At 41.6% G+C, this 16,796-nt stretch carries 14 protein-coding genes; 2 read left to right on the top strand and 12 right to left on the bottom strand.

Annotation, left to right across the window (positions count from 1 at the left end; all coding sequences use genetic code 11):
• A complete protein-coding gene (locus tag ABE613_RS08875; RefSeq protein ID WP_235231968.1) occupies positions 1-696 on the bottom strand; it encodes a response regulator transcription factor in 696 nt (231 codons plus the stop codon).
• Between the two features lie 219 nt (positions 697-915).
• Between ABE613_RS08875 and ABE613_RS08870 the strand changes: the two genes are divergently transcribed.
• Complete coding sequence (locus ABE613_RS08870; RefSeq protein ID WP_235231969.1) at positions 916-1,266, top strand: sporulation initiation factor Spo0A C-terminal domain-containing protein; 351 nt, start codon at positions 916-918, stop codon at positions 1,264-1,266.
• Between the two features lie 274 nt (positions 1,267-1,540).
• On the opposite strand, the gene malQ is transcribed toward ABE613_RS08870, so the two are convergent.
• The 7 genes from malQ to ABE613_RS08835 all read right to left on the bottom strand — a co-directional run bounded on the left by malQ (position 1,541) and on the right by ABE613_RS08835 (position 10,937).
• Positions 1,541-3,034, bottom strand: coding sequence for a 4-alpha-glucanotransferase (gene malQ, locus ABE613_RS08865; RefSeq protein WP_347376204.1), 1,494 nt, complete (start codon positions 3,032-3,034; stop codon positions 1,541-1,543).
• A 50-nt stretch (positions 3,035-3,084) separates the two neighbouring features.
• The gene (locus tag ABE613_RS08860) at positions 3,085-3,921 is read right to left on the bottom strand and encodes a carbohydrate ABC transporter permease (RefSeq protein ID WP_347376184.1); all 837 of its coding nucleotides are present in this window, start codon (positions 3,919-3,921) and stop codon (positions 3,085-3,087) included.
• Entirely contained in the window at positions 3,922-4,764 is an 843-nt protein-coding gene (locus ABE613_RS08855) for a carbohydrate ABC transporter permease (RefSeq protein ID WP_347376183.1), read from the bottom strand.
• 75 nt (positions 4,765-4,839) lie between these two features.
• Positions 4,840-6,135, bottom strand: a complete 1,296-nt coding sequence (locus ABE613_RS08850) for an ABC transporter substrate-binding protein (protein WP_347376182.1) — start codon at positions 6,133-6,135, stop codon at positions 4,840-4,842.
• A gap of 125 nt (positions 6,136-6,260) precedes the next feature.
• Positions 6,261-7,559 (bottom strand): ABC transporter substrate-binding protein, encoded by a 1,299-nt coding sequence (locus tag ABE613_RS08845; protein ID WP_347376181.1) that lies wholly within the window; start codon positions 7,557-7,559, stop codon positions 6,261-6,263.
• Positions 7,549-9,315, bottom strand: coding sequence for a sensor histidine kinase (locus ABE613_RS08840; RefSeq protein ID WP_347376180.1), 1,767 nt, complete (start codon positions 9,313-9,315; stop codon positions 7,549-7,551). The genes ABE613_RS08845 and ABE613_RS08840 overlap by 11 nt, the downstream gene beginning before the upstream one ends.
• Positions 9,312-10,937 carry a response regulator gene (locus ABE613_RS08835; protein WP_347376179.1) on the bottom strand — a complete coding sequence of 542 codons (1,626 nt, stop codon included), beginning with the start codon at positions 10,935-10,937 and terminating at the stop codon, positions 9,312-9,314. The genes ABE613_RS08840 and ABE613_RS08835 overlap by 4 nt, the downstream gene beginning before the upstream one ends.
• Before the next feature lie 240 nt (positions 10,938-11,177).
• Here ABE613_RS08835 and ABE613_RS08830 point away from each other — a divergent pair, with 240 nt between their 5' ends.
• A complete protein-coding gene (locus ABE613_RS08830) occupies positions 11,178-12,962 on the top strand; it encodes a bifunctional homocysteine S-methyltransferase/methylenetetrahydrofolate reductase (protein ID WP_347376178.1) in 1,785 nt (594 codons plus the stop codon).
• Here ABE613_RS08830 and ABE613_RS08825 read toward each other — a convergent pair.
• The 4 genes from ABE613_RS08825 to ABE613_RS08810 all read right to left on the bottom strand — a co-directional run bounded on the left by ABE613_RS08825 (position 12,957) and on the right by ABE613_RS08810 (position 16,790).
• On the bottom strand, positions 12,957-13,877 hold the full coding sequence (locus ABE613_RS08825) for an alpha/beta fold hydrolase (protein WP_235231984.1): 921 nt from the start codon (positions 13,875-13,877) through the stop codon (positions 12,957-12,959). The genes ABE613_RS08830 and ABE613_RS08825 overlap by 6 nt on opposite strands.
• On the bottom strand, positions 13,878-15,248 hold the full coding sequence (locus tag ABE613_RS08820; protein WP_347376177.1) for a citrate/2-methylcitrate synthase: 1,371 nt from the start codon (positions 15,246-15,248) through the stop codon (positions 13,878-13,880).
• 50 nt (positions 15,249-15,298) lie between these two features.
• Positions 15,299-16,180, bottom strand: a complete 882-nt coding sequence (gene rsmA / locus ABE613_RS08815; RefSeq protein ID WP_347376176.1) for a 16S rRNA (adenine(1518)-N(6)/adenine(1519)-N(6))-dimethyltransferase RsmA — start codon at positions 16,178-16,180, stop codon at positions 15,299-15,301.
• A gap of 163 nt (positions 16,181-16,343) precedes the next feature.
• Complete coding sequence (locus ABE613_RS08810) at positions 16,344-16,790, bottom strand: hypothetical protein (protein ID WP_235231987.1); 447 nt, start codon at positions 16,788-16,790, stop codon at positions 16,344-16,346.
• Positions 16,791-16,796 lie beyond the last annotated feature (6 nt).

Genomic DNA, 16,796 nt, shown 5'->3' with positions numbered 1-16,796 from the left:
CTAAAGTTTCTCTATCTTATATCCAACACCCCAGACCACTTTCAGATAGCGCGGCTCCTTAGGATTGATCTCAATCTTCTCCCGAATATGCCGGATATGTACCGCCACTGTATTATCCACACCAATGGCTTCTTCATTCCAGATATTTTCATATATCTGATCAATAGAAAATACTTTCCCTTGATTCTTCATTAATAATAGTAAAATATTGTATTCGATAGGTGTCAGCTTCACAGTCTCCCCATCTACGGTTACTTTCTTCAGATCATTATTGATTGACAGTCCTCCAACCTCATACACTGCCTGATTCTCATGATTCACCGTACTTCCAAGCTGCGTATATCTTCGAAGCTGTGATTTAACCCTGGCTACCAGTTCCAATGGATTAAATGGCTTGGTAACATAATCATCAGCCCCGACGTTCAATCCAAGAATCTTATCAGCATCCTCAGATTTTGCAGACAATATGATAATCGGCATATTATTCTCTTCCCGAATCTTAAGCGTTGCCCGTATTCCATCAAGCCTTGGCATCATAACATCAATCACAAGAAGATCTACTTTTTCGTTCTTCAAGACCTTTAACGCTTCCTCCCCGTCATAAGCCTTCAACACATGATACCCTTCCTGAGACATATATATATCAATTGCCTCTACAATTTCTTTATCATCATCACAAACTAATATATTAGCCATTTTTATCACCTCCCTTATACTATACAAGAATAGCAGTAATTTTTTAAGAGCAGTTTGTGGAAATTCTTAAGATATTCTGAAAATCTTTTCTGTCGAAAAATGTCGAATTTTTACTGTTCACGTCGCGAAATATATTAAATACTATATTTCCGATATAATGTCCCTATAGCATGTTTTCGTTTCTCATTGTAATAAAACGTAAATAGAACAGGAGACAACATGAGTGAAATAGAAATTGAACGCTTAATTCGCTCTCTTGGCATTGGCGCAACATACCGAGGATATCATTATCTTCAATATGGGATAAAACTTTGCCTGGAGAACGAAGACTATCTTCTCTCTGTCAGTAAATCCCTCTATCCCCAAATCGCAAACCATTACTGCACAAGCAGCTACAGCGTCGAGAGAGATATCCGAACCGTAATTAATGTTTGCTGGGAGCGAGGAAACCGCGAACTACTCCAGAAAATTGCCATGCACCCTCTGGAGGTTCGTCCCGCTTCCAGCGAATTTTTAGATATATTAACTGCCCATCTTAAGCAAAAAGATATTGAAAGATTCTATTTTTAACATTTCTTCTCTGTCATCTTAAGTCCTTTTTAAGAATTTTTCTTTTTCTTTTAGAGTTTTAACATACTTTAGACATAATTTTCTTTTATACTTAGTTACAGATAGTTGATAAACAAATCACTATCTCCCCCTCATAAAGTAAAACATCAAGCAATACAGGTTCTTGATGTCACACTTTACTCTCATTCCTTTAGATAACTATAACAACAAGAAATCCGCTAACTCATTTGAGTTAGCGGATTTTCTTTATCCTGATATTTCTATTCTTTCGTGTTCATCTTACTCTTCCTGTCACTTTGGTAAGTGCATATATCTTCTTCAAAATCTCATCTGTCAATGCACCTTTTTTCATTCTCCATTGCCAATTGCCGCCAAGCGTAGATGGTGTATTCATACGCGCCTGTGATCCAAGGCCAAGGAAATCCTGCACCGGAATGATACACGTATCTGCTACGCTGCGCATTGCCAGACAGATATAATCCCAGTGAATCTCTTCTTCATCTGTCGCCCAATTATTCAGATATGTCAGTGCCATTTCTTTATCTTCTGCACTGATGCACTGATACCAGCCCTGTAACGTATCATTGTCATGCGTTCCTGTATATACTACACAGTTCGTTCCATAATTATGTGGCAGATAATCACTTTCCTCACGGGAATCAAATGCGAACTGCAACACTTTCATTCCCGGATAGCCGCTGTCTGAAAGAAGCTGCCTTACGCTTTCTGTCAGGAAACCAAGATCTTCTGCAATAATTGGAAGATCTCCCAGTCTTTCTTTTATTGCATTGAAGAGTTCCATCCCCGGTCCCTTTTCCCAGTGTCCGAACTCTGCTGTCGTATCTCCATACGGAATCGAGTAATATTCATCAAATCCACGGAAATGATCAATTCTCATAATATCATACAGGCGGAAGCAATGCGCGATACGCTGTACCCACCATTCATAATTTGTTTCTCTATGGTAATCCCATTTATATAATGGGTTCCCCCAGAGCTGACCTGTCGCTGAGAATCCATCTGGCGGACATCCTGCCACCGCAGTCGGAAGATGATTCTCATCCAACTGGAACAACTCTGGATTGGCCCACGTATCTGCACTGTCAAATGCTACATAGATTGGAATATCACCAACAATCTGAATCCCATTTTCATTGGCATAAGACTTAAGTTCGGTCCACTGTGTGTAGAAAAGGTATTGCAGATACTGATAGAATTCTATCTCATCCTGCAATTCGTTCCTATAATAAGCCATTGCTTCAGCCTTACGGAAACGGATATCTTCTGCCCAGCTGTCCCAGCTTCTTCCGTCATACTGATTCTTTACTGCTGTATAGAGTGCATAATCCTCCAGCCAATATGCTTCTCGCTCTTTAAATGCACGGTAGTCTTCTTCCTGAAGTCCGCCGCTTTCTTTAATTCTTCCATAAGCAAGCTTTAAAATCAAGAACCTTGCACGAAAGATTTTCTCATAATTAACATATTCTTCATTATCCCCAAAATCGGCCGCCTTACATTCCTCTTGTGTAAGATAACCTTCCTCGATCAATGACTCTAGATCAATAAAATACGGATTGCCTGCATATGTGGAAAATGCCTGATAAGGGGAATCACCATACCCGGTAGGTCCAAGGGGCAGAATCTGCCACAAAGATTGGCCGGATTTTTTCAATAGATCCACAAATTCGTATGCCTCTTTCGAAAAGCAGCCGATTCCATAGGCAGATGGCAGTGATGATATCGGCATTAACATTCCATTTCTTCTCATCATGTTTCTCCTTTACTAAAAAGGAACCCGCTTTCATGCGGGCTCCCGAGTTATCCTTTTACAGCACCTGCCGCAACGCCCTTGATGATATGTTTCTGACAGGACAGATAGAAGATAATTACCGGAATAACGGCAAGGATAAGAGCTGCCATAATCGCGCCCATATCTACTCGTCCGTAGCTTCCTTTCATATACTGAACAACAATAGAAATCGTCTTATACTTATTCAGGTCAAGTACCAGGTACGGAAGCAGGAAGTCATTCCAGATCCACATCGTCTCCAGAATACCTACAGAGATATATGTAGGTTTCATAATCGGAAGAACTACTGAGAAAAATGTACGAAGCGGCGTACATCCGTCAATCATAGCGGCCTCTTCAATCTCCAGCGGAATAGATTTTACAAATCCGCAGAACATGAATACCGCAAGACCTGCTCCAAATCCCAGATATATAATGATAATTCCCCAAGGTGTGTTAAGTCCGGTACGGTCTGCAACCAGTGAAAGTGTGAACATGACCATCTGGAACGGAACTACCATTGAAAATACACAAAGCAGATAAAGAAGCTTTGTAAATTGTGTCTTTACTCTTGTAATATACCATGCACACATGGAAGTGCATACAAGAATCACCAACACAGAACCAATCGTAATAAACACTGTCCATCCGACTGCACTTAATAATTCATATTTATCAATTGCAGCAAAATAATTTTCAAATCCTACATATGTCTTTTCTGTCGGAAGTGCAAATGGTTCTTTATTAATAAATACTTTTTTCTTAAAGGAGTTCATAAGCACGATTAAAATTGGTGCAATGTAAACAATACCGATAATCGTAAATACACCAGTACCTATCCAGCTTAATTTTTCTTTTATTTTCATCTACTGCTGCACCTCCTTGGAACGTGTTGCACGAAGCTGTATCATTCCGATTGCCACTACGATCAGGAAGAAGATTACAGCCTTTGCCTGACCGACACCTTCCCATCCGGTACGTCCATAGAACGTATTGAAGATATTCAGTGCCATTAACTCAGACAGTTTTGCCGGTTCACCTGCTGTCAATGACAGGTTCTGATCAAAGAGCTTGAATCCATTGGTAATGGACAGGAACATACAGATTGTGATGGAAGGCATCATCATCGGGATCGTAACCTTGAAAAGTCTCTGGATCGGTGATGCACCGTCAATCTGTGCTGCTTCCATAACATCCCCCGGTATCGCCTGCAATCCTGCGATATAGATAATCATCATATAACCAATCTGCTGCCAGCTTACCAGAATAATGAGTCCCCAGAAACCGTACCACTGATTCAGGCTGATTGCAGTGTTATAACGAGCCAGGAAACCATTAAAGATCAACTGCCAGATATAACCGAGCACGATACCGCCGATCAGATTCGGCATAAAGAAGATGGTACGGAAGATATTGGTTCCACGCATCTTCTGCGTCAGTGCCATAGCCAGTAAGAATGCAATTACATTAATTACAACAAGTGATACTACTGCAAAGAGAACAGTCATCCAGAATGAATGACGGAACATGGTATCCTTTAATGCTTCGATATAATTGGAGAATCCTACAAATTTTGCATCTGTAACTGTCGTGAACTTACAGAAAGACAGCCAGATACCCATAATAAACGGAACAATGAAGCCGATGATAAATGCACAGAATGTCGGAAGTACAAATATCGGCATATAACGTTTTATGGCTTTTTCCATAAAACTCCCTCCTTCTCTCTAAAAACGGCGAGCGAACTATTCGTCGCCCGCCGTCTGTCTCTTATGGTTTCTTTTTTATTTTGCTGCTGCAGCCTCTGTTGCCCATCCGTCAACGAAAGCAGTTACTACTGCATCCCAGTTCGCATCTGTCTGGTCTGCTGCGTATGCTGTAAGTGCAGAACCAACACCGTTCTTCCACTCTTCTGAAGGCATTGTAGAGAAGTTCCATGAAACAGGAGTCTTGCCTTCTTCCAGATATTTATTAGCTTCATTTACAAGTACGTTATCAGATTCCAGATTAGACTTGAATGGAATAACGAATCCCATATCCTTGCACATAGCCTCAACACCTGTATCAGATGTTACACACCAGTTAATAAAGTCAAGTGTTGCCTGAATATCATCTTCAGAAGCTTTTGCATTGACACACCAGTAGTTTTCTGTACCTGTGCAGACACCCTGATCTTCTTCACCTTCTACGCCAATGTAGATTGGAAGGATTCCAAGATTCTCATCACCAAGATCAGCGACATCGTTATATGCCCATGTACCATTCTGATAGAATACTGCTTCTTCTGTTACAAACTCTGCTACTGCATCGTCACCTGTCTTTGTAGAAAGAAGTGCTGGATCACAGGTTGCATTGTTAATGTACAGATCCCAGATTGCACGGTAGTTATCCAGATATGTACCCTTGATTGCATCTGTGTTGTCGATACCTTCATCTTTGTATTCATAGTAGATTGGAAGGTTTGCAAGGTGTGTCTTGAATCTCCAGTCAGAGGATCCGTCCATACCTGCGGATGTGAATGCAGAGAATCCAAGTTCATCTTTACGTGCTGTGATATCTTCTACTACTTTCTTGAAGCTGTCAAAATTCGTGATATCATCTGCTGTATATCCAGCTTCTTTCAAAAGTGCTTTGTTGTAAATAATTCCGTAGTTTTCAATAACGTATGCGATACCTGCCATTTTATCTCCGTCCATCAGTGCGAAGCTGTCATCTGTAAGCTCGCCTGCGATGTCAGAACCAGATAAGTCATAGCAGTAATCCTTCCAGCTTGCAAGACCTACCGGTCCATTTACCTGGAATAAGGTCGGAGCGTCTGTCTTAGCCATCTCAGATTTTAATGTCTTCTCATATTCTCCAGATGCTGCTGTCAGAACGGTTACAGGAACACCAGTCTCTTCTGTATAAGCTTTGGCAAGATCCTGCCACTGCTCGTCTGCTTCTGGTTTAAAGTTGAGGTAATATACTTTACCCTTTGCATCCTTAGATCCTTCATCGGATGAAGAACTTCCACATCCTGCAAGGAGACTTAAGGACATTGCTGCTACCAGTAAAACTGATAAAACTTTTTTCATTTTCATACTGTTCTCCTCTTTTCTAAAACTTTCGTTTTTTTGTTTCTGGAGATATACTAACAAAAATGAATGCAAAACATTTAACAATAAAAAAACCAACTATGCAAAAAAATAAACTTTAAGGCGAAGCATCACTGCTCCGCCTCAAATTGTTCTATACTCTTATCCTCTTCCTGTGTAAACTGTTCTGGAGTGATCTTTCCAGAGATCAGATCTGGCAGATATGCTCCCAGTGTCTCCTCCTGGAGAATTGAATTCCACTTCACCTGGTAGTTCGGCACGATCTGTGGATTCCCCTGATATGCCCGGATATAATCCTGAACCACCTGGCCGCCGCTGGCGCCGTTATCCCGGAACAATTCTTCTTTTTCTTCTTTATTCAGCTTCGTCCGAAACTTCAGAAATTCTACTGCGCCTTTCTTCACTTCATCACTATAACTGGATACAATCGACCAGCCAAAAGTCTCCGGCGAAGAGACCAGCTTATTCCCCGGAAATGGCGAGAATCGCACCCTTTCCTCCCATTCTCCTTCCGGAATCTGATCAATCATCCAGTATCCATTGGGAATCATAGCTGCCTTGCCAGAGAAGAAATTCTCATAGGACACATCAAAGTTCTGCCCGATCGCATCTTTCGTTGTATACGAGAACAATCTCTTTAACGTTTCTGCCATATGCAGGCCACTTTCATTCTGATAGGACTCCGGGAAAATCTCCTTCATGAACTCTGCGCCTTCTGGTGTATCAGAAAGCTCTGCCGTAGCCAAGAGCATCGCCGCCCAGGCAGTTCCTTCTGTGTGTAACGCAAGAGGCGTTATCCCATAAGACTCAAGTCTTTCACACACATTCCAGAATTCTTCCCAAGTTTCCGGGAATTCGTCAATCCCTGCCTCTTCAAACAGCTCCTCATTCCAGAACACTCCTGAACACGAGAAGGCTGCCGTACTAAGAGGCGCCAGATAGATCTTTCCATCCGATTCACGAAAGCTATCCAACACGACCGGTTCTATCATACTCATCCATTCGTCATCTTCCAGGATATAAGGAGACAGATCCTCAATCCTCTCATCTTCTATCATCATCTGATAGAAAGATGGAAGCATACGAAGATCCGTGATGATTGCAGGCAATTTATCCGTAACATTCAACCGTTTCAGATTCTGCCGATATTCATCCTCTGTCTCCATGACCCACTCTACATCTATCTCGTAGATTCCATCATATTCCTCATTGAACTTTACGACCACTTTTTCTTCGTTCTTCTTACCGGTGGAAGGATCTACGGTAAGGATCATCGGAATCTTTATTTCACTTTGACTGTTCTGCGTTTTCTTCTCCTCTTCCGATTCGCAGCCGACAAGCAGCATCACAACCAGAACTACACACAAGAATGCAGAGAACCATCTACTATACAATTCTTTATTCCACATGTCCTTCACCTCCCGGAATACGAATGACACAGCTTGTTCCTTCCGACTCCACATGATAAAGGATTCTCACTTCATCTCCATACTTCAGCCGCAGCCGGGTAATAATATTCACAAGCCCATATCCACGGTTTTTATCTGGGAAACAGCCTTTCACCTTACTAAGCGGCAATTCATTCAAATCATTGAGTTTCTGCACCGTCTCCTCTTCCATGGACGTACCATTGTTATACACAACAAATTCCAGTGTTTCCTCCGCCTTCTTTACTTCAATTCGAATAAAACCGCCTTCAAAAATATCGCAGAAGCCATATTTTATCGCGTTCTCAACAAGCGGCTGAAGCACAAGCTTCAACACATACGTCTGCTTTGGATCCACCTGACAGTCAATCTCATATCGGAACAGATTCTCATTCCGAATCTGTTGTATCTCCATATAACTCTTTACATTTTCCAATTCATCCTCGACTGTAACCACATCTTTTCCTTTGCTCAATGACAGTCGAAGATATTTGGACAACGCCTGTATCATCTTCATCGTTGTCTCTTCTTTATTAATACGGGCAAGCATATAGATTGTATCCAGCGTATTATAGAGAAAATGTGGATTGATCTGGCTGATCAGCATATTCAGCTCACTTGTCCTTAACTCTTGCTGCTGTATTTTAATCTCTTCCAGCAACTCTTCGATATTTCCAAGCATTTCATTATAAGAACGCCCAATCTGATCTAATTCCGTATGCGTCTCCAGTTCAATCGTATGATCAAAATCTTTTCCGTCAAAACTACTCATCGCTTCGCTGATATCCTGAATCGGTCTGGTAAAACGTTGCGAAAAATAAATACTCAAGACTAACGCAATTGCAATGACAATGACATAGATTCCTGCCAACACAAAAAGCATACTTCTTGTTCCGCTGTTCAACACACTGTCCGGCACGAATGAAAATACGATAAACCCACTTTCTTTCTGCCGATACGCCGATACCACACCGCCTGACACTTCCATGCCGTCTAAGATCATGCCATCGCCCTCTCTGTCAGTGGCCTCCAGGGAAATATCTTCCATGGGGATCCACATTTCTTCTGGTGCATTCAGACTGCATAGATTTCCATTTGCATCCATGATTCCCGAAGCAAACGCTTCCTCTGATACTCCATTGGACACAACCTTGTCCAGATATTTCTCTTCCATCTTAAGGAACAACATGCCCGGTTCATGCGCATATTCCATACTCCTTACATAGCGGCCGATAAAAAGAGACGGTTCACCGGTACCAAACAAGTTATCATCTGCCCAGAACCATACTGTTTTCGAATAATCTCCGCCCAGCTTACCCTCAAATCCACTCTGTTTAAAATCGGCGTAAGAAACATCTGAGTAATAACGGCTGTACACATTGCACTTATTATCTACATAACAATATTCCGACACATAATCCAGATCAATATATGCAAAATACTTACTGAGAGCAGTGCGGTTCACCTCTTCCATCTCATTCTTCTGAAGACTTTTCTGTACATCATCATAGACAATACACTCTGCGGTCACCTCATCGCTTTTCCGATACATATTATCTAACGCAATTCCCATTTTCTCATCAATGAACCGGTATTTATCAACGATTGTCTTTCTGACGCTTTTTTGCATATATGCCCATACTCCAATACTGGAAAGACATAATGCAAGTGCAAGAAGTGTAATTGTATATTTTAAATATTTTCTCTGGATGCCTGACTGCAGCATTCTTTTTCTCATACTTCGTATTCCTTTTTATATTCACTGGGCAGCTTTCCGGTATATTGCTTAAAAAGATGTGAAAAGTAAGACGGATTATTAATTCCGACCTGTTCACATATATTTCCGATACTTACATCCCCTTCTTCCAGAAGTCGCTTTGCCTTCTCCATTCTCTGCTGAAGGATATACTTCTTGAAAGTCATATGAAATGTATTCTTAAATACTCTTCCAAAATAAACAGGATTCAGATAAACATGCGTCGCAACCGACACAATAGACAATTCTTCATCATCCAGATGTTCATCTATATACGCAACAGCTGCCTGAATATATTCTTTGAAATATTTTGTTTCATCTTTTTCCGCACATTTCTGACGCTCTTCGATTACATTTCCGATAATCTTATAACATACATCTACTGCTCTTGCAGCGTTCAGATTCTGCATGTTAGAGTAATAATTCTGGAACTTCTCCTTCAATTCATCCGTCATTCCATAGGAATCCTTGACCATAAGTTCTACCTTCAGCATAACCTTATGGAAATACTTGCACTGCAGCTCCTCATCCTTTGGAAGATGATATATCATATGAATAAAAGCATCCTTAAGCTCTTTCGCATTATTCTTTCTCACTGCATTGACAATCAAGATATCCGCATCGTCTGAGGAACCCTTGTCCGTATAATCTTCCAGCTCCTCTGAAACTGCAAGGGCACTTGCTCCTGCCGCCCCGGCAATTCCGAACAGCTTCTGCGCCTCCTCATAGCTGCGTTTGATTCCTTCAATGCCCTTGTATGGCTTCGATATTGCGGCAATAACCGGACTTGTCCCTTTTTGCTTAATATCTTCCAAAAGATGCTTCAGCTCTCTCACCACTGCATTGTCCTGAGTCTTAATAATGAAGATATAATTTCCTTCCTGATCTTCCATCTTCCAGTAAAAATATCTCTCTTTGACAGGCTCTTCCAGAAGATTCAATAATTTCAGTCTGGATGCCTCATAATCCAGAGAATTCGTAATCTTATATGCAATATCTATATCTGCACATACTGTAATAAACCGGTCATTTTCTAGAAGTATGTTACCGATTGCGTCAAACACTTCCTTAACTTTATCATATTCCAGACGATTCTGTACATATTTTTGCACAACTACCTGCAGAAAACTGGTAGAATCTGACACGAGCAGTTTTTCCCAGCTTTCATACTTTTCATCCGCTTTCTGCCTCTCCATGCATTTTTGATAAGCAGATTCCATGGTTTCCTGAAGCTTATCATCCTCAATCGGTTTTAATAGATACGCAAAAGCTCCCAGATCACACGCCTGCTTGGCATATTCAAAATCCCGATATGCACTTAGTACCACGAACAGACACTCCAGGCCTTCCTTTTGTATCTCTTCTATAACCATAAGGCCTGTAATCTGCTTCATCCGTATGTCTGTCAGCACCACGTCCGGCTTCACTTCACGGATAACCTCCAATGCCTGTTCTCCACTTGAAGCAGAACCCACTACTTCAAATCCCATACTCTCCCAGTCATAGGTATGCAAAAGTCCCTGTAAAAGAATCGGTTCGTCGTCCACAATTACCAGTTTTAACAGTTTCATAATTATCCCCATTTGATATAAACGTAAATACATTTTTATTTTCTCCTTTCATTTTATTGTTCAAACAGGGAATCATTTTATAAAAAAGTATACTTTTTATGCCAAAAAACATACTTTTTCGTAATTTTCCTGTCCCGGATGTAAGATATACAGCGAATTACCTTCGTTTTCCATAACATCATAACATAAAAACTTTTATAAACCGATTAAAATGTGTTATACTTTTCCAATATACCACATTACAAATTTAAATCATAAAAAGGGAATATACATATGACGATTCAAGAATATTTACAAAGAAACAAATTAATTACTGACGGTTCTTTTGGAACCTATTATGCCGGAAAATATCAGACAGACGAGATTCCAGAGGCTGCAAACACAGAGCATCCAGATCGCGTCAGCAGTATCCACCACTCCTATATTGATGCTGGTGCCCGGCTGATCCGTACAAATACATTTGCATCCAACACGGTGTTGCTGTCTTCTGACTGGGCTTCGGTGGAGCAGAATATTCGTGCAGCAATACAGCTTGCAAAAGATGCGGTCAAAAGCAAAGACATCTTTATTGCCGGTGATATCGGTCCGATTCCAGATACTTCTTCTCCGAATACCGAGACGGATCTTCTGGCCGAAGAATATTACCAGATAGCAAGGATATTTGCCGAAGAAGGAATTCAAATACTGACTTTTGAGACATTTCCTGACATGGAGCATATTCTTCCGGCAATCTCTCGTATTAAAAAAGGATATCCACTTTTTATCATGATGCAATTCTGTGTAGACCAGTTTGGTTACAGTGCTTCCGGACTGAGCGCAAAGAAATTGTTGGAAGAGGCAGCTTCCGTGCCAGAGATTGATGCAATCGGCCTGAATTGTGGTGTTGGTCCCGGACATATGAACCAGATATATGGAAAAGTAGATCTCCATTCAGACAAATACCTGATAGCTCTGCCAAACGCCGGATATCCCAAACGTCTCCGTGGACGCCAGATCTTCTTTAACAACAATACAGATTATTTTACAGAAAAGATGACCGAACTTTCTACTGCCGGAATTGACATTCTTGGAGGCTGCTGCGGAACAAATCCATCTTTTATCAAGGCAATTTCGTCTGCACTGGACATCCGACAATCAGTAAAATCTGCTTCTATCCTGTCTCACACAGAAGTCGAAGCATACAAAAAGAAATCCGGCTTCTTCTGTCAGGAAGACGGTACTGTCAAAGACAAAAAGCTCATTGCCGTAGAGCTTGCTCCTCCAGTCTCTGCCAATGATGAGAAGCTTCTGGAAGCAGCACATTTTCTGCGCAATGAAGATGTAGATGTATTGACTTTTCCAGATTCTCCGTCTGGCAGAACACGAATCGACTCTGTGCTGATGGCCGAAAAGATACGACGTTCCACAGGTATGTGCGTCATGCCGCATATCTGCTGCCGCGACAAGAATGCCATCGCCATGAGATCTCTGATCTTAGGCGCACATATCAATGATATTCATAATCTGCTGATTATTACCGGTGATCCGATTCCATCTCTGGCAAGACAGACGGTAAAATCAGTATTCAACTTTGACTCTGTGGGTCTGATGAAGATTGTAAGAGATATGAACCAGGAATATTTCCCAGATGCACCGATGGTTTACGGAGGCGCAATCAACCAGGGAAGACGCAATCTTGAAGTGGAGATTAAGCGAGTAAAACGTAAGATGGAAGTCGGTGCTGAATTCTTCCTGACTCAGCCAGTCTTCTCTAAGAATGACGCTGATCGTGTCCGCTACATTAAAGAATCCACCGGGGCTCGGATTCTCTGTGGAATTATGCCTCTGATCAGCAGGAAAAATGCGTCATTTATGAAAAATGAAATCGCAGGTGTCGATGTTACTGATGAGATCATCCAACGATATCCGGAACATGGCACCAAAGAAGAAGGCGAAGCAGTCGGTGTTGCAATTGCCAGAGAAATCATAGAATACACCAAAGACTTCGCAGATGGATACTATTTTTCATTTCCATTTAATAGAGTCCATCTGCTGAAAGAGATTCGAAAGTCTCTATAGACTCTCAATCCATTGATATAAGTCTTCATACACTTGTTCACGGTCGGTCTCATTCAGGATCTCATGCCGGTCTCCTTCATAGAGATGCATGGATACCTGTTGCATTCCGGCCGTTTTATACTTTTTATATACTTTTTCGACTCCTTTTCCAAATGCTCCCACAGGATCATCTGCTCCTGCCACGAACAGTACCGGTAAGTCCTTCGGGATACGTTCCATGCTCTCTTTTCGTGTCAGTACTTTCATCCCTTCAAACATCTGGTAATAGCCGCCCAATGTAAACATAAAAGAACATAATGGGTCATTGACATATTTCTGTCTGTGGTCTTTATCCGAGGTGATCCAATCTTTTGAAGTCTCTCCAGGTTCGAATCTTTTATTATAGCTGCCAAAGCTCAGTTTATCGACGAATCTGCTGCGGTATCTCCAACCCTTGAATGCTGCGATCACACGGCATACCAGCTGCCCCATGTTCAATACCGCACTTCCCTGATATCCAGTTCCCATGATAATCGCACCTGACAGACCTTTTCCATACATGGTCAGATATTGCCGCAGCAAAAATGATCCCATACTGTGTCCTAACATATAATAAGGAACATCTGGATATTTTTCAGTTGTCATCTCCCGAAGCTTCTGAATATCACCAATGACAAACTGATTCCCTTTCTTTTCTTCAAAATACCCATAATCTTCTTCATTGCGTATGGATTTTCCATGTCCAAGGTGATCATGCCCCGTTACATAATACCCCCGCTCACACATATATTCTGCAAAATCATGATATCGGTTGATGTATTCCACCATACCATGGCAGATCTGAAGCACTCCCTTAACTTCTCCTTCCGGGATCCATTCTACTGCATGAATCTGCGTCACTCCATCCCGGGAAGGATAACAAAATTCCTTTTTCATCTATCGTTCATCCATTCTCAGATATGTTTTATGCTCAGCCAGCGGCTTATACGCCGGTCGGATAATCTTATCAACATTCTTCAACTCTTCCAGTCTATGCGCACTCCATCCTACGATACGCGCCGCCGCAAAGATTGGTGTGTATAATGACGGCGGAAGATCTAACATGCTGTACACAAGACCACTATAGAAATCTACATTTGCATTGACACCCTTATAGATCTTTCTCTTTTCTGCAATTACTTCCGGTGCCAGACGCTCTACCGTCTCGTACAATGCATACTCATCTTCATAGCCCTTTTCTGCAGCAAGCTGCTTCACAAATCCCTTGAAAATATCAGCTCTTGGATCAGATACAGAGTAGATTGCATGGCCCATTCCATAGATCAACCCCTTCTGATCAAAGGCTTTTTTATCCAGAAGATCATAGAGATACTGCCGAACCTCATCCTCATCTTTCCAGTCTTTTACCACGTTTTTCATATCTTCAAACATCTGTGTAACTTTGATGTTGGCACCTCCATGCTTCGGCCCCTTCAAAGAAGCCAGTGCCGCAACAATCGTAGAATAGGTATCCGTTCCAGAAGAAGTTACCACATGTGTTGTAAATGTAGAGTTATTACCTCCACCATGATCCATATGCAGTACCAAAGCCATATCTAATATCTTTGCTTCTAACTGTGTATATTTTCTGTCCTCTCGAAGCATCATCAGGATATTCTCCGCCGTAGATAATTCTGGAGATGGGGCATAGATGAACAGATCTTCGCCCAGGCGATAATTGTACGCGTGATAACCGTATACCATCAACATCGGAAACTGACTGATCAGATTCAGACACTGACGCAGCACATTCGGAATCGATGTATCATCTGCCAATGCATCATAGGAATACAGGCTCAGGATAGAACGTGACAGACTATTCATCATATCTCTGCTCGGTGCCTTCATGATCACATCTCTTACAAATGTCGGAGGCAATGTACGTCGTTCTACCAATGTCTCATGGAACATCTCCAGCTCCTTTGCTGTTGGCAATTCTCCAAACAGCAGAAGATACGCAACCTCTTCAAATCCAAAGTGCCCATCTTCCAGAAATCCTCTTACCAGATCTTTAATATTATATCCTCGGTAATACAGATTTCCTTCACAAGGGACCTCTTCGCCATTCACGATCTTCTTCGCACATACATCAGAGATATTCGTAAGACCCGCCAGAACGCCTTTTCCATTCAAGTCACGCAGGCCCCGCTTCACCTCATACTTTGTATATAATTCCTTGTCAATTGCGTTATTTTTATTACACAATTCTGCGAAATGTTCTATCTCCGGTGTAACCTCAAATAATACAAATTCTCCTTTTCTCGCCATAGGCAGCACTCCTTTCTTTTTCTTCTAATCTATTATCTTATTGCGCATACTTAATCATTATGCGAATATTTCCACAAATAATTGCTCAGCTCTGCAAATTCTTCCAACGTAAGAGCTTCTCCTCTGACGCTGGAACCCTTCCCCAAAGACTCTATTGCTTCTGTGATCTCTTCTTTTGAAAATGATAACTTGTCTGAATTATTCAGGCCATTGACCAGAGTCTTTCTGCGCTGGTTGAAAGATGCCCTTATAATATCAAACATCAGGCGTTCATCCTTCACTTCCACCGGTGGCTGTTCGTGACAGGTAAGCCTGATGACTGCTGACCCCACCTTGGGTCTTGGCATAAAACAGTTTGGCGGAACATTCGCCACAATATACGGCTCTGCATAATACTGAACAGCGAGCGACAATGCTCCATAATCCTTATTCCCCGGTCCGGTCTGCATCCGGTCTGCAACTTCCTTTTGCACCATGACAGTAATGCTCTCTACCGGTACATGATTCTCGAATAATCCCATAATGATCGGAGTTGTAATATAATAAGGAAGATTCGCCACTACCTTGATCGGCCTTCCCTGATTCTCCTCATTGGCAAGCTTCTGGATATCCAGCTTCAGAACATCTTCATTGATAATCGTCACATTCTCATACGCACTCAGTGTGTCCGATAAGATTGGAATCAGATTCTTGTCAATCTCTACCGCAACGACCTTTCCCGCTGCCTCTGCCAGATACTGCGTCATCGTTCCGATACCCGGTCCTATTTCCAGCACCATATCTTCTTTGGTAATCTCAGCTGCACGGATAATCTTATCCAGTACATGTGTGTCGATCAAAAAGTTCTGGCCAAATTTTTTCTGAAATGTAAAATTATATTTCTGCAAAATCTCAATGGTATTCTGGGGATTTCCTAAAGTCGGTTTACTCATAGATCTACTCCTGATTTTTATAGTATTTTGTTATTATACAATATTTTCAGACTTTTTGATATGTCTAAAGAATTAAATAATAATTAAGAAAATGTGAATTTATATATCAAAAAAAGGATTCACCTTGGTTTTCAACCACTGTGAATCCTTTTATATTCCTATACTATACCTCTATGTTGTGTTCACGATATCCAAAGAACATCAGCCAGAACAACACTCCGGCAAGTGCCAGCGCACACCCCAGCCCTGTGTAGAACACCGCTATAAATACATCCGGTACAAGCCCGGAGCTGCGAAGCCAGATTCCGCCGCCCATCATAACCGCCATAATACAGTACGCCTTAAGGTCGAAGAAATGCCATACCGGGCGGAACTCTTCTTTATAGCCCTTGATCCGCTTGGTATGCTTGATGCTCATTTTATAAAACATCATTCCAAACGCAGCAAAAACAAGAACGGATAACAAGATATGTATTACTGAAAATGGCAGGATCTTCTGATAAGAAAGTATGCCAAGCCTTGCCACATTAAATCCGGCAATCATCCAGACACAGCCTGCAACCGCAAGCAATGTACGCTTTTTTACATGAAAGAAAGAACGTCTGCTCATAGAATC

The organism is Dorea chungnamensis (assembly GCF_039832125.1).
Lineage (GTDB): Bacteria > Bacillota > Clostridia > Lachnospirales > Lachnospiraceae > JAFBIX01.
This window is presented reverse-complemented; position numbering and strand designations above follow the sequence as displayed.

What these genes read in the sequence shown, in the direction of transcription:
- ABE613_RS08840 (WP_347376180.1), bottom strand. Translation starts at nt 9,315, where the DNA reads ATGAGAAAAAGAATGCTGCAGTCAGGCATCCAGAGAAAATATTTAAAA.
- ABE613_RS08870 (WP_235231969.1), top strand. Translation starts at nt 916, where the DNA reads ATGAGTGAAATAGAAATTGAACGCTTAATTCGCTCTCTTGGCATTGGC.
- malQ (WP_347376204.1), bottom strand. Translation starts at nt 3,034, where the DNA reads ATGAGAAGAAATGGAATGTTAATGCCGATATCATCACTGCCATCTGCC.
- ABE613_RS08875 (WP_235231968.1), bottom strand. Translation starts at nt 696, where the DNA reads ATGGCTAATATATTAGTTTGTGATGATGATAAAGAAATTGTAGAGGCA.
- ABE613_RS08845 (WP_347376181.1), bottom strand. Translation starts at nt 7,559, where the DNA reads ATGTGGAATAAAGAATTGTATAGTAGATGGTTCTCTGCATTCTTGTGT.
- ABE613_RS08820 (WP_347376177.1), bottom strand. Translation starts at nt 15,248, where the DNA reads ATGGCGAGAAAAGGAGAATTTGTATTATTTGAGGTTACACCGGAGATA.
- ABE613_RS08860 (WP_347376184.1), bottom strand. Translation starts at nt 3,921, where the DNA reads ATGAAAATAAAAGAAAAATTAAGCTGGATAGGTACTGGTGTATTTACG.
- ABE613_RS08835 (WP_347376179.1), bottom strand. Translation starts at nt 10,937, where the DNA reads ATGTATTTACGTTTATATCAAATGGGGATAATTATGAAACTGTTAAAA.
- rsmA (WP_347376176.1), bottom strand. Translation starts at nt 16,180, where the DNA reads ATGAGTAAACCGACTTTAGGAAATCCCCAGAATACCATTGAGATTTTG.
- ABE613_RS08850 (WP_347376182.1), bottom strand. Translation starts at nt 6,135, where the DNA reads ATGAAAATGAAAAAAGTTTTATCAGTTTTACTGGTAGCAGCAATGTCC.
- ABE613_RS08830 (WP_347376178.1), top strand. Translation starts at nt 11,178, where the DNA reads ATGACGATTCAAGAATATTTACAAAGAAACAAATTAATTACTGACGGT.
- ABE613_RS08825 (WP_235231984.1), bottom strand. Translation starts at nt 13,877, where the DNA reads ATGAAAAAGGAATTTTGTTATCCTTCCCGGGATGGAGTGACGCAGATT.
- ABE613_RS08810 (WP_235231987.1), bottom strand. Translation starts at nt 16,790, where the DNA reads ATGAGCAGACGTTCTTTCTTTCATGTAAAAAAGCGTACATTGCTTGCG.
- ABE613_RS08855 (WP_347376183.1), bottom strand. Translation starts at nt 4,764, where the DNA reads ATGGAAAAAGCCATAAAACGTTATATGCCGATATTTGTACTTCCGACA.